Here is a 17048-nt window from a genome sequence, read left to right on the forward strand (position 1 = left end):
CGCGAGGTCGAAGCGATCCGTGAAGCGGAAGAGCACGAAAAACAGATGGCCGCTGCTGCCGAGGATCAGGCAAAGCAGGAAGCGCTGGAAGAGCAGCGCAAGGCGCGTGCCGCTGAGCGCGAGCGTGAAGAGGCTGCCCGACGTGCGCCGCTAGAAGCGGCCGATACCGCCCGTCGTACCGGTGGCGTCCAGCTTGCCGCTCCGATGGAGCGTCTGCGGCCGCTGGCTGAACGCGCTGTCATGGCACCGCGTCCCGTCACGCCCAAGCCTGCGCCTGCATCGGGTTCGGCTGCGCCCGCGCCGCGTAACGAGACGCTGCATCTGCGTCGTGGCGGTGCCGGAACGGGGACCGAGACGGAGGATGACCGCCGCGCTGGTCCGCGTCGTGCTCCTGCCGCACCGCCGCGTCGTGGTGCCCCCGCGGCTCCAAAGAAGAGCGGGGATTCCCGTCGTTCCGGCCGTATCGACGTGCGCGCCGCAATCGAGGGAGACGACGACAAGACACGTTCGCTCGCTTCGGTTCGCCGTCAGCGTGATCGTGAGCGCCGCCAGGCCGAGCTCGAGCGCCTGCGCGCGGATCAGGTCCGCGTGGTGCGTGACGTGATCCTGCCGGAATCCATCACGGTGGCTGAACTTGCCAACCGTATGGCGCTGCGTCAGGCCGAAGTGGTCAAAGCGCTCATGAAGATGGGTGTGATGGCTACGGCCACGCAGCTCATCGATGCCGACACGGCCGAGCTGGTCATCAGTGAATTCGGCCATCGTGTCCGCCGCGTTGCCGAAAGCGACGTCGAGCTGGGCATCGAGGGTGTGGAAGATCGCGAGGAAGATCTCGTGACACGCGCTCCGGTCGTGACCGTCATGGGCCATGTTGACCACGGCAAGACCTCGTTGCTCGACGCGCTGCGCACCACGGATGTGGCCGCGGGCGAAGCCGGTGGCATTACCCAGCATATCGGCGCCTATCAGGTGACCGTGCCCAGCGGTGCTAAGATCACCTTTGTCGACACGCCGGGTCACGAAGCCTTCACGTCGATGCGCGCCCGCGGTGCTTCGGTCACCGATGTGGTCGTGCTCGTGGTGGCTGCCGATGACGGTGTGATGCCGCAGACGATCGAGGCCATCAAGCATGCCAAGGCTGCCGATGCCCCGATCATCGTGGCGATCAACAAGATGGACAAGCCGGGTGCCAACCCAGACCGTGTGCGTCAGGCTCTGCTGAGCCACGAGATCGTGGTCGAAGCCCTTGGCGGCGACGTGCAGGATGTCGAGGTTTCGGCGCTCAAGCGTACCGGGCTGGACAAGCTGGAAGAGGCTATCCTGCTTCAGGCGGAAGTCCTTGATCTCAAGGCTAATCCGAACCGTGTCGCCGAAGGTTCGGTCATCGAAAGCCGTCTGGATCGCGGTCGCGGTCCGGTGGCGACGGTGCTGGTCCAGAAGGGCACGCTCAACCGCTCCGACATCGTCGTCGCGGGGGCCGAATGGGGCCGCGTGCGAGCCATGCTGGACGACAAGGGACGCCAGCTCAAGGATGCCGGTCCGTCCATGCCGGTCGAGCTTCTGGGTATCACGGGCGTTCCCGGCGCTGGCGAGCCTTTTGTGGTCGTCGAGAACGAGAACCGCGCTCGCGAGATCTGCGAGTTCCGTCAGCGCAAGCAGAAGGACAAGATGGCAGCAGGCCGCGCCGCCGCGCGTGGCACGCTCGACCAGATGTTGGCCCGCATCCAGGCGGGTGAGCAGAAGGAAGTCGCGCTGCTCATCAAGGCCGATGTGCAGGGCTCTGCCGAGGCGATCGAGGCATCGGTGCTCAAGCTCGAGCATGAGGAGGTTCGCATTCGCGTGCTGAACGCTTCTGTCGGCCAGATCACCGAGAGCGACATTCAGCTGGCCAAGGCATCGAACGCCATCATCGTGGCCTTCAACGTCCGCGCCACCACGCAGGCCCGTGAAATGGCCCAGCGTGAGGATGTGGATATCCGCTACTACTCGATCATCTATCAGGTGACCGACGACGTGGAGCAGCTGGTCAAGGGCAAGGTTGCACCCAAGCACCGCGAGAAGTTCCTCGGTTACGCCGAGATCCGTCAGGTCTTCAATATCACGAAGGTCGGCAAGGTCGCGGGTTGCTATGTCACCGAGGGCGTGGTCAAGCGTGGCTGTGGCGTGCGTCTGCTGCGTGACAACGTGGTGATCCATGAAGGTGATCTGAGCCAGCTCAAGCGCTTTAAGGACGACGTCAAGGAAGTTGCACGCAACTATGAGTGCGGTCTCTCCTTCGCCGGCTACAACGACCTGCGCGAAGGCGACATGGTCGAGTGCTTCGAAATGGAAGTCATCCCTGCATGAGGGGTTCGCGTTCCAAGGTGCCGGGCTTTTCAGGGCCCGGTGACGCGGGTGGCCCGTCACAGCGTCAGTTGAGAATGTCTGAAGAGGTCCGTCGCGTCCTCTCGGATCTTTTCACCCGCACCGAGTTCCGTGACCCGGAGCTCGCCGGTGTGCATGTGACGGTCACGGAAGTGCGTATCTCCCCCGATTTCCGCCACGCGACAGCTTTCGTCAGCCGTCTGGGGCGCAGCGATATCGAGGAGGTTCTGCCCGCACTCAAGCGTGTTGCGCCGTTCCTGCGTACAGGTCTCTCCAAGACCCTGCGTTCGCGCATCGTGCCGGAAATTCATTTCCAGCCCGATACCGCGCTCGAACATGCGATGGACATGGATGCGCTGATGCGCACACCCGAAGTCCGTCGCGATCTCGATTCCGAAGATTGAGTGGAGCGACCCGTCATGGGACGCAGGAAAGGGCAGGAAATCGACGGCTGGCTGGTCGTCGACAAGGACTTGCATATCGGTTCGACCGATGTGGTGAACAAGGCGCGTCGCCTGTTCGATGCCAGGAAGGCCGGACATGGCGGTACGCTCGACCCTCTGGCGACGGGTATTCTCCCGGTCGCCTTCGGTCAGGCCACGAAGACAATCCCCTATATCATGGATGCGACGAAGCGTTATCGCTTTACGCTGTTCCTCGGTGAATCCCGAACGACGGATGATCGTGAAGGGGAGGTGGTGCTGACAAGCGACCACCGCCCAAGCGACGAGGAATTGCGGGCAGCCTTGCCCGCACTCACCGGCGACATCATGCAGGTGCCCCCCGTTTATTCCGCGCTCAAGGTGGATGGCGAACGGTCTTATGATCTGGCTCGGGCCGGACGGCCGCCCGATTTGCCGCCCCGGCCTGCGCGCGTGGACTCTATCACGCTTGTCGAGCGCCCCGATCGCGATCACGCCGTTTTCGAGGTTCAGTCTGGCAAGGGGGTCTATATGCGCAGTCTGGCCCGCGACATCGCGCTGGCCTGTGGCACTGTCGGTCATATCGCCGTTCTGCGTCGGACCAAATGCGGTCCGTTTGATGAGACCCATGCGATAACACTGGACAAGCTGGTTCAAAATGACGACAAGGCCGATGCACTTTCAGCGCTTCTGCGCCCGGTCTCGACCGCGCTGGCCGACATCCCGGCTCTGGCCGTGACCGAAGCAGAAGCACAGGCCTTGCGCTATGGACAGAGCCTCGCTTTGTCCGATCGTGCGGATCTGATGCTGACAGCGCAGGATGGTGACGTCCTGCAAGCCCAGGAGGGGGGGTGTCTTGTCGGTTTATGCCGCGTCCTTGAGGGGCGGTTGAAGCCGATACGGATATTCGAGTCGTTTAAATACGGAGACAGAGATGTCGATTACAGCTGAACGCCGCACGGCGCTGATCGAAGAATACAAGACCAATCCGACCGACACCGGGTCGCCGGAAGTCCAGGTTGCCCTGCTGAGCGAGCGCATCGTCAATCTGACGGGCCATCTGCAGACGCATAAGAAGGACTTCCACTCCCGTCGTGGTCTTCTGATGCTCGTTGGCCAGCGTCGTGGCCTGCTTGACTACCTCAAGCGCAAGGATCAGGGCCGCTACCAGACCCTTATCGAGCGTCTCGGCCTGCGCCGCTAATCACGCTCGGGCGGAGGGTCAAGCCTCCGCCGCCTCCCGTTGCCATTCTGGCGACGGGACTACAGGCTGCGTCACTGGACGCTGAAGCTGGAGACAGAACCGGCCTTCGGCGTTTCAGGCCACATGGTGACAAGCCGGTCCGATCCCGGCCATCCTTGCCATGCCGTCCGAAACGCTGCCAGCCAGTCAGGGCCCGTTCCCTCCGGATCATCGCGCCTCGTGCCAAAGCCCCCTACTCAGGACAGAATGATGTTCAATTACTTCCGCAAGGAAATCGACTGGGCCGGACGCCCGCTCATTCTCGAAACCGGCAAGATCGCCCGCCAGGCCGATGGTGCGGTCGTTGCGACTTACGGCGATACTGTCGTGCTCTGCACGGCGGTGGGCGCCAAGTCGGTCAAGCCGGGACAAGACTTCTTCCCCATGACTGTCAACTATCAGGAAAAGGCCTACGCAGCTGGCCGTATTCCCGGTGGTTTCTTCAAGCGTGAGGGCCGTCCTTCCGAAAGCGAGACGCTGATCTCGCGTCTGATCGACCGTCCCATCCGCCCGCTCTTCCCGGAAAATTTCCGCAATGAAGTGCAGGTCACGGCGACCGTTCTCAGCCATGACATGGAAAATGACCCGGCTCTGGTCGCTCTGATCGGTTGTTCGGCTGCGCTCACCCTGTCTGGCATTCCGTTCTACGGCCCTGTGGGCGTGGCGCGCGTTGCCCGCATCAATGACCAACTCGTCATCAACCCGACCATTGCAGAGATGAAGGAGAGCGCGCTCGATCTCGTCGTTGCAGGGACGAGCGAGGGCGTACTGATGGTTGAATCCGAAGCCTCCGAGCTTTCGGAAGAGATCATGCTCGAAGCGGTGACCGCCGGTCATGCCGCTTTCCAGCCCGTTATCGATGCGATCATCGATCTGGCCGAGCACGCAGCCAAGCAGCCCTGGGACCTCGAGGGCCCCACCAAGGAGCAGATCGCCCTGCGCAAGCGCGTAGAGAAGATCGGCACCAAGCTGATGGCCGACGCCTACAAGGAAAAGGCCAAGCAGGCTCGTTACGAGAAGATCGCAACCGCCAAGGCACGCATCATCGAAGGTCTGGTCGAGGAAGGCCTGGACGTCGATATGGCGAAGCCGATGCTCAAGGAACTCGAGGCCCAGGTCGTTCGTGGCGCCATCCTGAAGACCGGCATCCGTATCGATGGCCGCGACACCAAGACGGTACGCCCGATTGTGTCCGAGGTCGGCATCCTGCCGCGCGCCCATGGTTCTGCGCTGTTCACCCGTGGCGAAACACAGGCTCTGGTCGTGGCCACGCTTGGCACCACGCAGGATGAGCAGATCATCGACGCGCTTGAGGGCGAATACCGCTCTAACTTCATGCTGCACTACAACTTCCCGCCCTACTCGGTCGGTGAGTGCGGTCGCATGGGCAGCCCGGGTCGCCGCGAGATCGGTCATGGCAAGCTGGCATGGCGTGCACTCCATCCGCTGCTGCCGGGGAAGGATCGCTTCCCTTACACCGTGCGTATCGTGTCTGAGATCACCGAAAGCAACGGGTCGTCCTCGATGGCAACCGTTTGTGGTTCGTCACTCGCGCTGATGGATGCCGGTGTGCCGTTGCCGCGCCCGGTTGCCGGTATCGCCATGGGTCTGATCAAGGAAGATCGTGGCTACGCCGTGCTGTCCGATATTCTCGGTGACGAAGATCACCTTGGGGACATGGACTTCAAGGTAGCGGGTACGGAATCCGGTATCACCGCGCTCCAGATGGACATCAAGATCACCTCGATCACGCCGGAAATCATGAAGGTGGCGCTCGAGCAGGCCCGTGACGGCCGTATTCACATCCTTGGTGAGATGGCGAAGGCCCTCGATGAGGGTCGTGAAGGTGTGTCGCGCAATGCGCCGAAGATCACCACGATGAGCATTGCCAAGGAAAAGATCCGCGACGTGATCGGCTCGGGCGGCAAGGTCATCCGCGAGATCGTCGAGTTCTCCGGCGCCAAGGTCGACATCAATGATGAAGGCGTCATCACCATTGCTGCCTCGAATGACGAGCAGGCCCAGAAGGCCATTGCGCGCATCGAAGGCATTGTGGCGGAGCCGGAAATTGGCCGCATCTATGACGGCAAGGTAGTCAAGACGGCCGATTTCGGCGCGTTCGTGAACTTCCTTGGCCCGCGTGACGGTCTGGTCCACATTTCCGAGCTGACCGACGGGCGCGTGGCCAAGACCACCGACGTCGTCAAGCAGGGTGATGCCGTAAAGGTGAAGGTCGTCGGCTTCGACGATCGCGGTAAGGTCAAGCTGTCGATGCGTGTTGTCGACCAGCAGAGCGGCGCCGATATCTCGGAAAGCGTCGGTGCGAAGCCGGCCCGTCCGTCCAGGCAGCGTGACGCTGACTGACCTACCGTTTCAGGAGGAAGGTCCTCGTGGTCCTTCCTCCTTCGGAGTACAACATAGATTATGATGTCGATTGATACCGTCCGTATGGCTGGCCGGGATGTCCTTCCCCTCGTTGAGGGCGGGAAGGGCGTTTCGGTATCGACTGGTATTTCCGCCGGCCATTGGGCCGCTGCCGGTGGCGTCGGGACGGTCTCTGCCGTCAATGCCGACAGTTATGACGAAGATGGCAACCGCATTCCGCAAACCTATTCAGGCCGCACGCGGCGCGAACGGCACGAAGAGCTGATTCGCTACGCCATTGATGGCGGTATCACCCAGGTGCGTATAGCCCGCGAGATTGCGGGGAAGAATGGTATGATCAATGCCAACCTTCTTTGGGAAATGGGCGGTGCAGAGCAGGTCATCGAGGGCATCCTCGAAGGTGCTCCCGGCATGCTCGATGGTCTCACCTGCGGTGCGGGCATGCCCTATCGCCTCTCGGAGATCGCGGCGCGCCACAACGTCCATTACTACCCGATTGTCTCCTCCGCACGTGCCTTCAATGCACTCTGGAAACGGGCCTATCACAAGACAGCCGAGCTCCTTGGTGCCGTGGTTTATGAGGACCCTTGGCGCGCGGGTGGCCATAACGGCCTCTCGAACACGGAAAATCCGCTGAAGCCGGAAGATCCCTATCCGCGCGTTGCCGCTCTGCGCAAGGCGATGAACCAGTTCGGTCTCGAGAACGTGCCCATCATTATGGCGGGTGGCGTCTGGTGGCTCGAGGAATGGGCGCATTGGTTCAATAATCCCGAGATCGGGCCGATCGTGTTCCAGTTCGGCACACGTCCGCTCCTGACACAGGAGAGCCCTATTCCCGATGCATGGAAGCGCCGCCTGCGCCGCCTGCATGAGGGGGATGTGTATCTTAATCGCTTTTCACCCACCGGATTCTATTCATCGGCGGTGAATAACAGCTTCATGCTGAACCTGCGTGGTCGCTCGGAGCGTCAGGTAGCCTATAGCAGCGAGCCCGTGGGTGAGCATGATACGGCTCATGGGATTGGTGCGCGCAAGCGCGAAGTCTGGATGACAGCGACCGATCGCGAGCATGTTCTGGCCTGGGAGGCTGCGGGCTACACCGAAGCCATGCGCACCCCGGACTCCACGCTCGTCTTCGTCACACCTGAGGAAAGTCGCATCATCGTGGCCGATCAGGTGGCCTGTATGGGCTGTTTGTCGGAATGCCGCTTCTCCAACTGGAGCCAGCGCGGGCCGAATTATACAAACGGCGCCAAATCCGATCCGCGCTCCTTCTGCATCCAGAAGAGCCTGCAGGATATCGCCCATGCGGATGACAGCCTTGGTATCGAGGCTGCTGATACGCTGGTCGATAATAACCTGATGTTCGGCGGGACCAATGCATGGCGTTTCGGTTCCGATCCGTTCTATGCTGAGGGCTTCACACCGACTGTCCGACAGCTTGTCGAGCAGATCATGACGGGGCGCTGAAAGCCCCGTTCCAGAAAGGGAGCGCTGCGGCATCATGAAGGGGATTTCCCGGGTTTCTTCCTCTCGCCCCTTCGCCGCGCTTCTCACGACCTCCACCAATCATCTCGCCCGCTACGCCATCACGCTGAGCCCGGAACAGCTCAGCCTGTATGAGGGCGGCCGCGCCGCGCTGGTCACGGCGCTGGCCCTCACCCCGTCGCTCTTCTTCGATCAGCCTTTGCTTGCCTGGATCGCTTTTGCCTGTTTCTGGGCCTGCCTGATCGATCCGGGTGGGCCGGATCGCGAGCGGTTCCAGGTTTTGGGTGGGTTCACCCTGGCCGGTACGGGGTTGGTCTTCGCGGTCTCGGCCCTGAGCGTGTTCGGAGCCTATGCCACGGTGCCAATGGTCGCGCTTATCGGTCTGGGCTGTGGTCTCGCGCGGGTCTTTTCGCCGGCCGTCATGCAGCTCTGGGCGCTGGCGGGGTGTGCCGCCGTTGCAGCCACGGGCTTTCCGGCATCGCCTGTACAGGCGCTCTTCATCGCCGGATTGTTCTTTGCCGGTGGTGCACTGGCCACGCTTTTCTGTCTTGTTCTCTGGCGCCAGCAGCCCTACGGCCCGGCGCGCCGCAGCCTTTCCGCAACCTATTACATTCTCGATCTGATGGCGCGTGAACTCGCAGCCGGGCGGCTGCGGGAGACTGTACATCGTCAGGCCGCTCGCAACGCGATCGAGCGCGCGCGCCTGCTTCTGGTGATGCTCGATGCACGTCACGGCAATCTGCGGCTGAGACGCCGCATGGAGGCAGTCCTTGCGACGGCCGAGCGTGTTTTTACTGCGCTGCTCGCTCTCGAGCATGTGGCGGAGGCAGGCCCTTTGGCGTCAGAGTTGCGCGCGCTGCTCCGGCGCCTCGGCACCGCCTGTCATGAATGCATGCGACAGGCCGCACGGCCCGAGCCAGATTTCAGGATATTGGGTCAACTTGCCCGCACGCTTGACCGTGAGTCCCGCATGGGGGGCGTGGTCAATGCAGGGCCCATCCTCGCCTGTGCCGAGGCCTTCACGCGCATGATCGGAGCATTTGCGCGCCGCCATCAGCAGGAGGAGACGACGCGCGAAGGGCCCCGTCTCACGCTTACCCCCACGATCTGGCATCACGCCTGGCGTCTCTGTCTCGCGCTCACCCTGACTCAGCTCGTCTGCCTGTATGGCGGAGAGGGGTTTTCCTATTGGGCGCTGATTGCAGCCCTTCTGGTCCTGCAGCCTGCGGGAAATGTCACGCTTGTCCGGAGCATGGAGCGTGTGATCGGCAGCGTGGGAGGCTCTCTCTTGGCGGCGCTCTGTGCGTTCATCCTGCCTGGGAAGGCCGCACTCCTTGGTGTGGCGGTGTTCATGTCACTCGCCGCCATCGCCACGCGCGCCGTCAATTATACCATGCTGGTGTTTTTTCTGACCGGGCTTGTCGTGGTCATTGCCGAGGCCTTGATGCCGGGCGGGGGCATCATCTGGGCGCGGGTGCTCGATAATCTGATCGGTAGCGGCATTGCGCTCCTCTGCGTGCTCATTCTCTGGCCCGACCGCGGCAATACCGATCGGGATCATCTCCTGCGGCGCGCCATGGAGGCTCATTGTCGTTATGCCGCGCTCGTTCTGTCAGGGGATGTTCGCCCACAGGATACGGACAAGGCCCAGAGGGAGGCGGGGATGAGGAGTATCGCGGCGGAGTTTTCCCAAGGGGGTTTGCCCCTTTTTGGCGGACTGGTCACGCAGTTGCGCGAGCGCGAGGGTCTCAAGACACAGGAGACGTTGAGAGCCCTGAGGCGGCTGAGCGGCGAGATTACGCTTTATCGCTTCGACATGCAGAACGGGTTGCGAGAACCCGACCCGCAGGAGGCCGCCCGCTTCGGGCAGTGGCGCGAGGCGCTGCGCAATGGGGGGGAGTTGTCTGGCATAACAAATGCCCTTGGTGACGAGGCGCTCGTGATCCGCCTTGGCAATCGTCGTGGCTGTTCAGATGAGGCAGAGTTCGGACAGGCTGCGGCGCAGAGCAGGGGGGAGAGCCTCGAGGCCTGACACGGCGGCAGAGCCGCTCAGATCGCCTGGCGCGTCCTCGGACCTGAGATAACGCCAGCCTTGAAAGGGGCGCATGGCTCTTGGCTGGACGGGAATGATCTCGTCATTGACCAGAATATGGGTGCCGAGCTGGCCGTCCGGCCGGGTGAAGGGCCTGAACCCCATGATGGGCTGGCGGCACAGGACCAGCCCCCCCATGACCCGATAGAGCGAGCCCTGACCTGCAATCTCGTCTGCCTGTTTCGGCATGGTCCGGGTACGGATGACGCCATATCCGTCAACGCGCTCGCCGCGCTGCATCCAGGCGGCGAGTTCATCGAGCGTGGTGCAGCCCACCACGAGTTTGATCATGTTCAGCAAGAGTCAGTGTTTTCCCTCGAAGCCCTGCGCCCATCCGGCATAAAGCTTCTTGAAACGATCGACATCGATAGCCTGGACAATACGCACCTTGCGTACGCCCATCGCCCTGGGGGCGAGGCTGTCCGGCCAGACATAAGCGTGACCATAGCCGATACCCTTGCCTGTCTCGACGTCCATATAGGCATCCTGCGCCTTGGTGATCAGGCTCGGCTCGGCGGCAACCGCGCTCGTGACTTCGTCCCACATCGCAAGAGGCACGTAGTATTTCACAAGGTACTCCGTGACCGGGCTCTTATGGGCCTTGGCGATGGCTCCAACCTCGTCTTTCGTCAGCATGACGTCATTCGAGACATTCGCGATTGACGTGATCCGCGACCATGGCGCCGTCAGGGTAATATGAGCGGCCTCGGGATCGAAGATCAGGTTGAAATCCGATCCATTATCCGCGTTACCCGTCACGGACATCATCGACAGATCGAGATAGCCTCCCATGAAGATGAGTTGCTTTGCCGTGCTGGCAAAGCTGGGATCGAGCCTGATGGCCAGCGCCAGATTGGTCATCGGGCCGGCTTCGATGATCGTCACCTGATGGGGATGGGCATGGACCTGCTGGATCATGAACAGCGCAGCAGGTACGCCCTGTGGCTGCAGGCTCGGCTTGCCGTCCGGGGTGTCTGCAACGGCGGGCTGGGTATCGGGCGTCTTCTCCATCGATCCAAGCCCGCCCCATGCCCCTTTCCAGGGCAGGGTACCGAATTGCTGTTCCCGCAGACGGGTGAGCGCGACCGTATTGATCAAAGGTTGCGTTGCGCCGTCATAGACGGGTACGTCGCGATGGCCGGAAATTTCCAGAAAGCGGCGGATACGGGCGCTTTCGGCATTTTCCCAATCATCTCCGGCGACGACTGTCAGCCCAAGGACCTTCAGCTTCGGATTGTTCAGCAATGGCAGCACAGACTGGATATTCGAGCCGCCCGGGCCCAGATAATCGTTGTCGGCGATAACGAGTTCGGGTCCGGCATTCGCCTGAGCCGCATGCGACCCGATGGTGAGGGCGGCGAGCGCCAGGCTGGCAAGGAAACGACGCATGGAAGGCTCTTACTCCGGAAAGGCGGGTTGGTTCCCACCAAACACATACTGGTAGGATTGCGCAGGGCTGAAAAGATCGCCCGGGCTCACGACATCACGAAAGGCCTGAATTTTTCGCCAAGAAGGCGCCGGGTCGCTGAAGCGGAGAGTTCCACACAGGGTCTGGCCTGACCGCAAAAATTACGGGGGGGAGAAGAGCGTCTGGAAGGGGCTGGCTGGAGTAAGGCTGATCAGGTGCAGCTCGACCCTGATTTCCGGGTTATCTATCTGGCGTTTGCCGGACTGCCGGACTGCCGGACTGCCGGACTGCCGTCTCGGCTGTCTGGGGGGCATCCAGGTCAGGACGCTCAAAGAACCAGAGCGCCCAGAAGGGCCTCGAGCCGGACGCGCCCTTCATCCGTAGCGATCAATCGAGTGTCATCCAGAGTGAGGTAGCCCTCCTCGCATGCGGCTTCGAGAATGAACGAGTTCACGCTCTCCTTCAGCACTCGCCCCGTGCGGGTGGTGAACCAACCGAGATCGATCCCTTCGCGGAGGCGTAACCCCATCAGTAAGGCCTCGCGCGCACGCTCCTCGTTCGAGAGCGGGGTTTCCTCTGTTGAGCCACTGCCGCGTTGTTCCACGCGTTCCGCCCAGATCTCGGGCGCACGGTGGCGGCGCGTGGCGAGCAGCGTGTCACCCAACGTGAGTCTTCCATGGGCTCCCGGGCCGATGCCGATATAATCCTGATAGCGCCAATAGGTCAGGTTGTGACGGCTCTCGGCACCCTGGCGCGCATAATTCGAGATCTCGTAGTCGCGCATCCCGAATTCCCCGGCTATTTCCGCGGTCTTCTCGTAAAGACGCGCCGCGTCGTCCTCTTTCGGGAGGACAAAGCGACCCTGACGATGCAGGGATTCGAATTTCGTCCCTTGTTCGATGGTGAGCTGGTAGAGCGAGAGATGATCCGAGGCGAGGGCGAGCGCCGCACGCAACTCGGCCTCCCAGGCACTCAGGCTCTGTCCGGGGCGCGCATAGATAAGATCAAAAGAGAGGCGCGGGAAAAGCGTGCGCGCTGTTTCCAGAGCCTGAATCGCCTGGGATGCCGAATGCTCGCGGCCCAGGAAACGTAGGGAGTCTTCCTCCAGACTCTGGATGCCGAGCGAAATCCGGTTGACCCCGGCCTCGGCAAAGGCGGCAAGCTTTGCTCTTTCGACGCTGGTCGGGTTGGCTTCGAGCGTGATTTCAAGATCGGGAGCAACGTCGAAATGACGTCTCGCGTCATCGATCAGCTGCGCGACAGTCTCAGGGCGCATGAGCGAGGGAGTTCCCCCGCCGAAAAAGATCGAGCGCAGAGTGCGCCGCCCGGCGCGCGCGGCGTCATGGGCGAGTTCCTGACGCAGTGCAGCGGTGAAGCGCTCATGGGGAATGACGTCGCGGACATGGGAATTGAAGTCGCAATACGGGCATTTGGCCAGACAGAATGGCCAATGTACGTAGAGAGAAAGCGGAGGCGCTGCGCTCAGATCGCGATCCTCACGCCCAGCTCGACCACGCGGTCCGGCGGAATACGGAAGAATTCCGTGCTTGGCACGGCGTTACGCACCATCACCAGGAAGAGCCACATACGCCAGATGGAGAGTTTTGGCAGGGTCGAGCGCACGACCAGTTCACGTGATACGAAATAGGAAGCCTGGATCGCGTCAAATTCGACCCCTGCGGCATTCAGCTCCGAGAGTGCCTTCGGGAGATTGGGCATCTCCATGAAGCCATAGCGTACGATCACTCGATGAATGTTCGGCGCCAATTCCTGCACCATGGCGCGGTGGCCACGCTCGGCTTCGGGCTGATCGAGGTTCTGCACAGTCACAAACAGGACGTGATCGTGCAGAACCTTGTTATGCTTGAGGTTGTGCAGCAGGCAGGTCGGTACTGTGTCGGGATTGGCTGTCAGGAATACCGCCATGCCGGGGACGCGCACGGTGCGCGATTGCGGCAGCCTGGCGAGGAATGAGGCCATGGGCAGCGAGTCCGCAAGCTGACGCGCGCGTATCAGGCTGCGTCCCCGGGCCCAGGTGGTCATGAGAATGGTGGCCGACACGCCGATGGCGAGCGGCACCCAACCCCCATCGGGAATTTTCAGCACATTCGCGGCAAAGAACGTGCCGTCACTGAGCAGGAAGAACCCGAAAACCAGCCCCGCAAGCGGTGCGCTCCAGTTGAAGACGCGACGGAACACCACCATGGCCAGAACGGCGGTGCACATGAAGGTGCCGGTCACGGCAATGCCATAGGCTGCGGCAAGAGCCGAGGAAGAGCGGAAGGAGAGCACCAGCAGGATGGACCCGAGCGCCAGTACCCAGTTGAAGACGGGCAGGTAGATCTGGGCCTCTTCTTCGGCATTGGTATGCGTGATCCGCATACGCGGCAGATAACCGAGCTGTATGAGCTGGCGGCAGAGCGAAAATCCACCCGATATTCCGGCCTGGCTTGCAATCACGGTGGCCATGGTAGCGAGAAGCAGGAGCGGGATCTGCGCCCACCCGGGAGCGAGATGATAGAACGGGTTTTGCAGCGCTGCCGGATCGCGCAGCAGCAGCGCTCCCTGGCCGAGGTAATTCAACGTCAGGGAGGGGAGGACGAAGAACAGCCACGCATAGCGGATGGGCGCGCGTCCGAAATGCCCCATATCGGCGTAAAGCGCCTCGGCCCCTGTTACGGACAGTACAACGGACCCCAGCGCGATGAAGGCGAGCCAGCCGTGATACAGCACGAATTGCGCCGCGTAATACGGTGACAGCGCCATGAGGATGCCTGGCGTCTGCATGATCGAATGGACGCCCATGACGGCAAGCGTCAGGAACCAGATCATCATGATCGGACCGAAAGCGCGGCCGATCTTGCCCGTACCGAGTGCCTGGGCGCTGAACAGCGCGATCAGAATGATGATGGCGACAGGGATGATGATATGGGAGGCGGATGGGACCGAGACTTCGATACCCTCGATGGCCGAAAGCACTGAAACGGCGGGGGTAATGATGCCATCGCCGAAGAAGAGGCAGGCGCCCCCGATACCGACAATGCCGAAGAACCAGCGATACTGGGGCGATTTGCACACGCGCTGCGCCAGAGACATCAGCGCGATGATCCCACCCTCGCCATTATGATCGGCGCGCATGACGAGCATGACATATTTGATGGTGACGACCAGCATCAGAGCCCAGAAGATCAGGCTTTCGATGCCCATGATCTCCCAGCTCTCGGCCGGATGACGAATGGAGCCCACAATCTGCACCGACGCCTGAAAGGCATAGAGCGGGCTCGTGCCGATATCGCCATAGACGACCCCAAGCACGCCCAGCAGACCGGCCAGACCGACCGGTGCCTTCTTGTGCAGGTCTTCAGCCGCGCCGAACTCACGGATCGAGCCCTGTCCGGCGGTCGCCGTCTTCGCAGCCGGGGCTGCTGCGGCGTTGGTCGAACCTGGCTGACCGTCAGGCCTGTCTGTCATTTCTGTTCCAACTCATGGCAAGCGGCAGGGGTGGAGCGCCGGGGGTAGTTGCGACGGCAAGCACGATAGGTGGCACACACAGATGTGAGCGATCACTGACATAAACTTTGCCATACGATCATTACTCGCGTGACCGCAAGCATCGCATCGTTGAAATCAGAGCGCCGGGCGGTGGCCGAAGATGGCGGTGCCCACCCGCACCAGCGTGGCGCCATGCGCTATGGCTGTCTCGAAGTCAGCCGACATCCCCATCGAACAATCGATTAATTTATGTTCATGTGCGAGCGCGGCCAGAAAGGCGAAATGCGCTGTCGGGTCCTCGTCCTCGGGCGGAATGCACATGACCCCCTTCACGACCTCGCCGAAACGGGCCTTGCACAATGCGATGAACGCTCCGGCTTCCTCTCGCGCCACGCCGGATTTTTGAGCTTCGTCGCCCGTGTTGACCTGGATGAACAGATCCGGAAGGCGCCCTAGCCTGTCTGATGCCCGTGAAAGAGCATCGACCAGGGCAGGGCGATCGACTGACTCGATGACGTCTGCCAGTCGGCAGGCCTCCTGCGCCTTGTTGGTCTGTAATCCGCCGATGATATGCAGACGCAGATCAGGCCAGCGTTCACGCAGAGCGGGGAATTTCTCTTTCGCTTCCTGAACGCGGTTCTCCCCGAAAAGCCGTTGGCCCGCTTCCAGTGCCTGCTCGACGGCGGCTGCCGGGTGGAACTTGCTGACCGCTACCAGTTTTACGCTCTCCGGGGGGCGTCCGGCCGCGACACTGGCCTGCGTGATCCGGGCGCGAATCTGGTCCAGGCGGGAAGAAAGCGTGTCATCTGACATGGCCGGTTCCATAACTTGTTGTGGTTCGAGTGCGAGAAGGGGTAGCGCGGCGCTTCGCGAAATGCCATTGGCAAGGCAATGTCCAAAGCACCTTCTCAGATTCCCGCCGATCCGACACGCGATCTGGCCTTTGATATTCTCTGCGGTGTCGTCGAGCATCGACGCATGCTGGAGACGACGCTCGACCGCAGCACGTTGACCGATCCGCGCGATCGCGCCAGCGCGCATCGGCTCGCCGCGACCGTGCTGCGACACATGGGGAGCATGACCGAACTGCTCCAGCCCCTGCTGCGGCGTGAGCCTCCGACGCCAGTGCGTTGCGCCCTGCTTATGGGCGTGGCGCAGCTGCGTCATCTCGAAACCCCTCCGCATGCAGCGGTCGGCACGATTGTCTCGTTGTTGCGCCGCCGGGGACTGGCGCCCTTTGCCGGGCTGGCCAATGCCGTGCTGCGTCGCGTCGCGCGTGATGGCGACGAACTGGCCGAAGGTCTGGATGCGGATCGCCTGGACGTGCCGGCGTGGCTCTGGACGGCTTGGGGACACAGGGCGCGCGATATCGCCGCCGGCCTGCATCGTGAGGCACCGATCGACCTGACGCTGCGCCCGGGTGCCACCGCGCCCGAAGGCGGCGAGACACTGCCCAATGGCAGCGTGCGTTTTGCGCCCGGTACGCGCGTGACCGAGCTGGAGGGGTTCGATCAGGGGGCGTTCTGGGTGCAGGATGCGGCCGCCACCATGCCGGCGCGACTGCTGGGTATCCAGCCCGGCCAGAGCGTGATTGATCTTTGCGCGGCGCCGGGCGGCAAGACGGCGCAGCTGGCGGTGGCCGGGGCCAAGGTGGTTGCGGTCGAGCGGGAAGAAACGCGCGCAAGGCGTCTGAAGCAGAATCTGGAACGTCTCGATCTCGAGGCGAGTGTCGTGGTGGCGGATGCTCTGGTCTGGCAGCCAGAGGACAAGGCCGATGCCGTTCTACTGGATGCGCCCTGCTCAGCCACAGGCACGCTACGCCGTCATCCGGATGTGCTCTGGGTCAAGCGCCCGCGCGACGTTCTGGCGCTTGCGAAGGATCAGGACAAGCTGATCGATGCGGCTGGCGCCATGCTCAAGCCGGGCGGCGTGATGCTCTATGCCGTCTGCTCGCTTCAGGATGAGGAAGGTCCCCAGCGTGTGGCTGCGGCGCTCAAGCGCGGCTGGGCGCTCGAGCCATTCACGGCGGAAGAGCTCGCCTCCATGCAGGAAGCCCTCACGAAACAGGGAACATTCCGCACGCATCCCGGCATGTGGGCCGAGCGCGGTGGCATGGATGGATTTTTTGCGGCAAGGCTGCGCAAGACCAGCTGA

At 62.2% G+C, this 17048-nt stretch carries 12 protein-coding genes and 1 pseudogene; 8 read left to right on the plus strand and 5 right to left on the minus strand.

Translation table 11 applies throughout. From position 1 onward, the window contains the following. Positions 1-180: 180 nt before the first annotated feature. The 7 genes and pseudogenes from infB to C0V97_RS11545 form a co-directional block, all read left to right on the plus strand. Positions 181-2346 (plus strand): annotated as a pseudogene (gene infB / locus C0V97_RS11515) (translation initiation factor IF-2); the annotation flags it as partial. Then, the gene (gene rbfA / locus C0V97_RS11520; RefSeq protein WP_127102738.1) at positions 2343-2768 is read left to right on the plus strand and encodes a 30S ribosome-binding factor RbfA; all 426 of its coding nucleotides are present in this window, start codon (positions 2343-2345) and stop codon (positions 2766-2768) included. The pseudogene infB and the gene rbfA, both read left to right, overlap by 4 nt. A gap of 15 nt (positions 2769-2783) precedes the next feature. Continuing rightward, positions 2784-3737 (plus strand): tRNA pseudouridine(55) synthase TruB, encoded by a 954-nt coding sequence (gene truB / locus C0V97_RS11525; RefSeq protein ID WP_127102739.1) that lies wholly within the window; start codon positions 2784-2786, stop codon positions 3735-3737. After that, on the plus strand, positions 3721-3990 hold the full coding sequence (gene rpsO, locus C0V97_RS11530) for a 30S ribosomal protein S15 (RefSeq protein ID WP_127102740.1): 270 nt from the start codon (positions 3721-3723) through the stop codon (positions 3988-3990). Before truB ends, rpsO begins: the two co-directional genes overlap by 17 nt. A gap of 249 nt (positions 3991-4239) precedes the next feature. Beyond that, positions 4240-6393: a polyribonucleotide nucleotidyltransferase gene (pnp, locus tag C0V97_RS11535; protein WP_127102902.1), complete on the plus strand. Its 2154-nt coding sequence runs from the start codon at positions 4240-4242 to the stop codon at positions 6391-6393. A 60-nt stretch (positions 6394-6453) separates the two neighbouring features. Next, positions 6454-7884, plus strand: coding sequence for a nitronate monooxygenase family protein (locus C0V97_RS11540; RefSeq protein WP_127102741.1), 1431 nt, complete (start codon positions 6454-6456; stop codon positions 7882-7884). A gap of 34 nt (positions 7885-7918) precedes the next feature. Then, entirely contained in the window at positions 7919-9934 is a 2016-nt protein-coding gene (locus C0V97_RS11545; RefSeq protein WP_127102742.1) for an FUSC family protein, read from the plus strand. Here C0V97_RS11545 and C0V97_RS11550 read toward each other — a convergent pair. The 5 genes from C0V97_RS11550 to C0V97_RS11570 form a co-directional block, all read right to left on the minus strand. Then, a complete protein-coding gene (locus C0V97_RS11550; RefSeq protein ID WP_127102743.1) occupies positions 9872-10294 on the minus strand; it encodes a DUF1489 family protein in 423 nt (140 codons plus the stop codon). The genes C0V97_RS11545 and C0V97_RS11550 overlap by 63 nt on opposite strands. A 3-nt stretch (positions 10295-10297) precedes the next feature. After that, complete coding sequence (locus C0V97_RS11555) at positions 10298-11383, minus strand: nucleoside hydrolase (protein WP_127102744.1); 1086 nt, start codon at positions 11381-11383, stop codon at positions 10298-10300. A 347-nt stretch (positions 11384-11730) separates the two neighbouring features. Then, complete coding sequence (gene hemW, locus C0V97_RS11560) at positions 11731-12888, minus strand: radical SAM family heme chaperone HemW (protein WP_127102745.1); 1158 nt, start codon at positions 12886-12888, stop codon at positions 11731-11733. Beyond that, positions 12885-14873 (minus strand): potassium transporter Kup, encoded by a 1989-nt coding sequence (locus C0V97_RS11565; protein WP_127102746.1) that lies wholly within the window; start codon positions 14871-14873, stop codon positions 12885-12887. The genes hemW and C0V97_RS11565 overlap by 4 nt, the downstream gene beginning before the upstream one ends. A 156-nt stretch (positions 14874-15029) precedes the next feature. Beyond that, positions 15030-15707: a YggS family pyridoxal phosphate-dependent enzyme gene (locus C0V97_RS11570; RefSeq protein WP_127102747.1), complete on the minus strand. Its 678-nt coding sequence runs from the start codon at positions 15705-15707 to the stop codon at positions 15030-15032. Positions 15708-15785: 78 nt separating this feature from the next. Here C0V97_RS11570 and C0V97_RS11575 point away from each other — a divergent pair, with 78 nt between their 5' ends. Next, the gene (locus C0V97_RS11575; protein WP_127102748.1) at positions 15786-17048 is read left to right on the plus strand and encodes an RsmB/NOP family class I SAM-dependent RNA methyltransferase; all 1263 of its coding nucleotides are present in this window, start codon (positions 15786-15788) and stop codon (positions 17046-17048) included.

The sequence above is a fragment of the Asaia sp. W19 genome (assembly GCF_003994335.1).
GTDB lineage: Bacteria > Pseudomonadota > Alphaproteobacteria > Acetobacterales > Acetobacteraceae > Asaia.

Excerpts from the sequence above, each read along its gene's own strand:
- rbfA (WP_127102738.1), top strand. The coding sequence starts at position 2,343 with ATGAGGGGTTCGCGTTCCAAGGTGCCGGGCTTTTCAGGGCCCGGTGAC.
- truB (WP_127102739.1), top strand. The coding sequence starts at position 2,784 with ATGGGACGCAGGAAAGGGCAGGAAATCGACGGCTGGCTGGTCGTCGAC.
- rpsO (WP_127102740.1), top strand. The coding sequence starts at position 3,721 with ATGTCGATTACAGCTGAACGCCGCACGGCGCTGATCGAAGAATACAAG.
- pnp (WP_127102902.1), top strand. The coding sequence starts at position 4,240 with ATGTTCAATTACTTCCGCAAGGAAATCGACTGGGCCGGACGCCCGCTC.
- C0V97_RS11540 (WP_127102741.1), top strand. The coding sequence starts at position 6,454 with ATGATGTCGATTGATACCGTCCGTATGGCTGGCCGGGATGTCCTTCCC.
- C0V97_RS11545 (WP_127102742.1), top strand. The coding sequence starts at position 7,919 with ATGAAGGGGATTTCCCGGGTTTCTTCCTCTCGCCCCTTCGCCGCGCTT.
- C0V97_RS11555 (WP_127102744.1), bottom strand. The coding sequence starts at position 11,383 with ATGCGTCGTTTCCTTGCCAGCCTGGCGCTCGCCGCCCTCACCATCGGG.
- C0V97_RS11565 (WP_127102746.1), bottom strand. The coding sequence starts at position 14,873 with ATGACAGACAGGCCTGACGGTCAGCCAGGTTCGACCAACGCCGCAGCA.
- C0V97_RS11570 (WP_127102747.1), bottom strand. The coding sequence starts at position 15,707 with ATGTCAGATGACACGCTTTCTTCCCGCCTGGACCAGATTCGCGCCCGG.
- C0V97_RS11575 (WP_127102748.1), top strand. The coding sequence starts at position 15,786 with ATGTCCAAAGCACCTTCTCAGATTCCCGCCGATCCGACACGCGATCTG.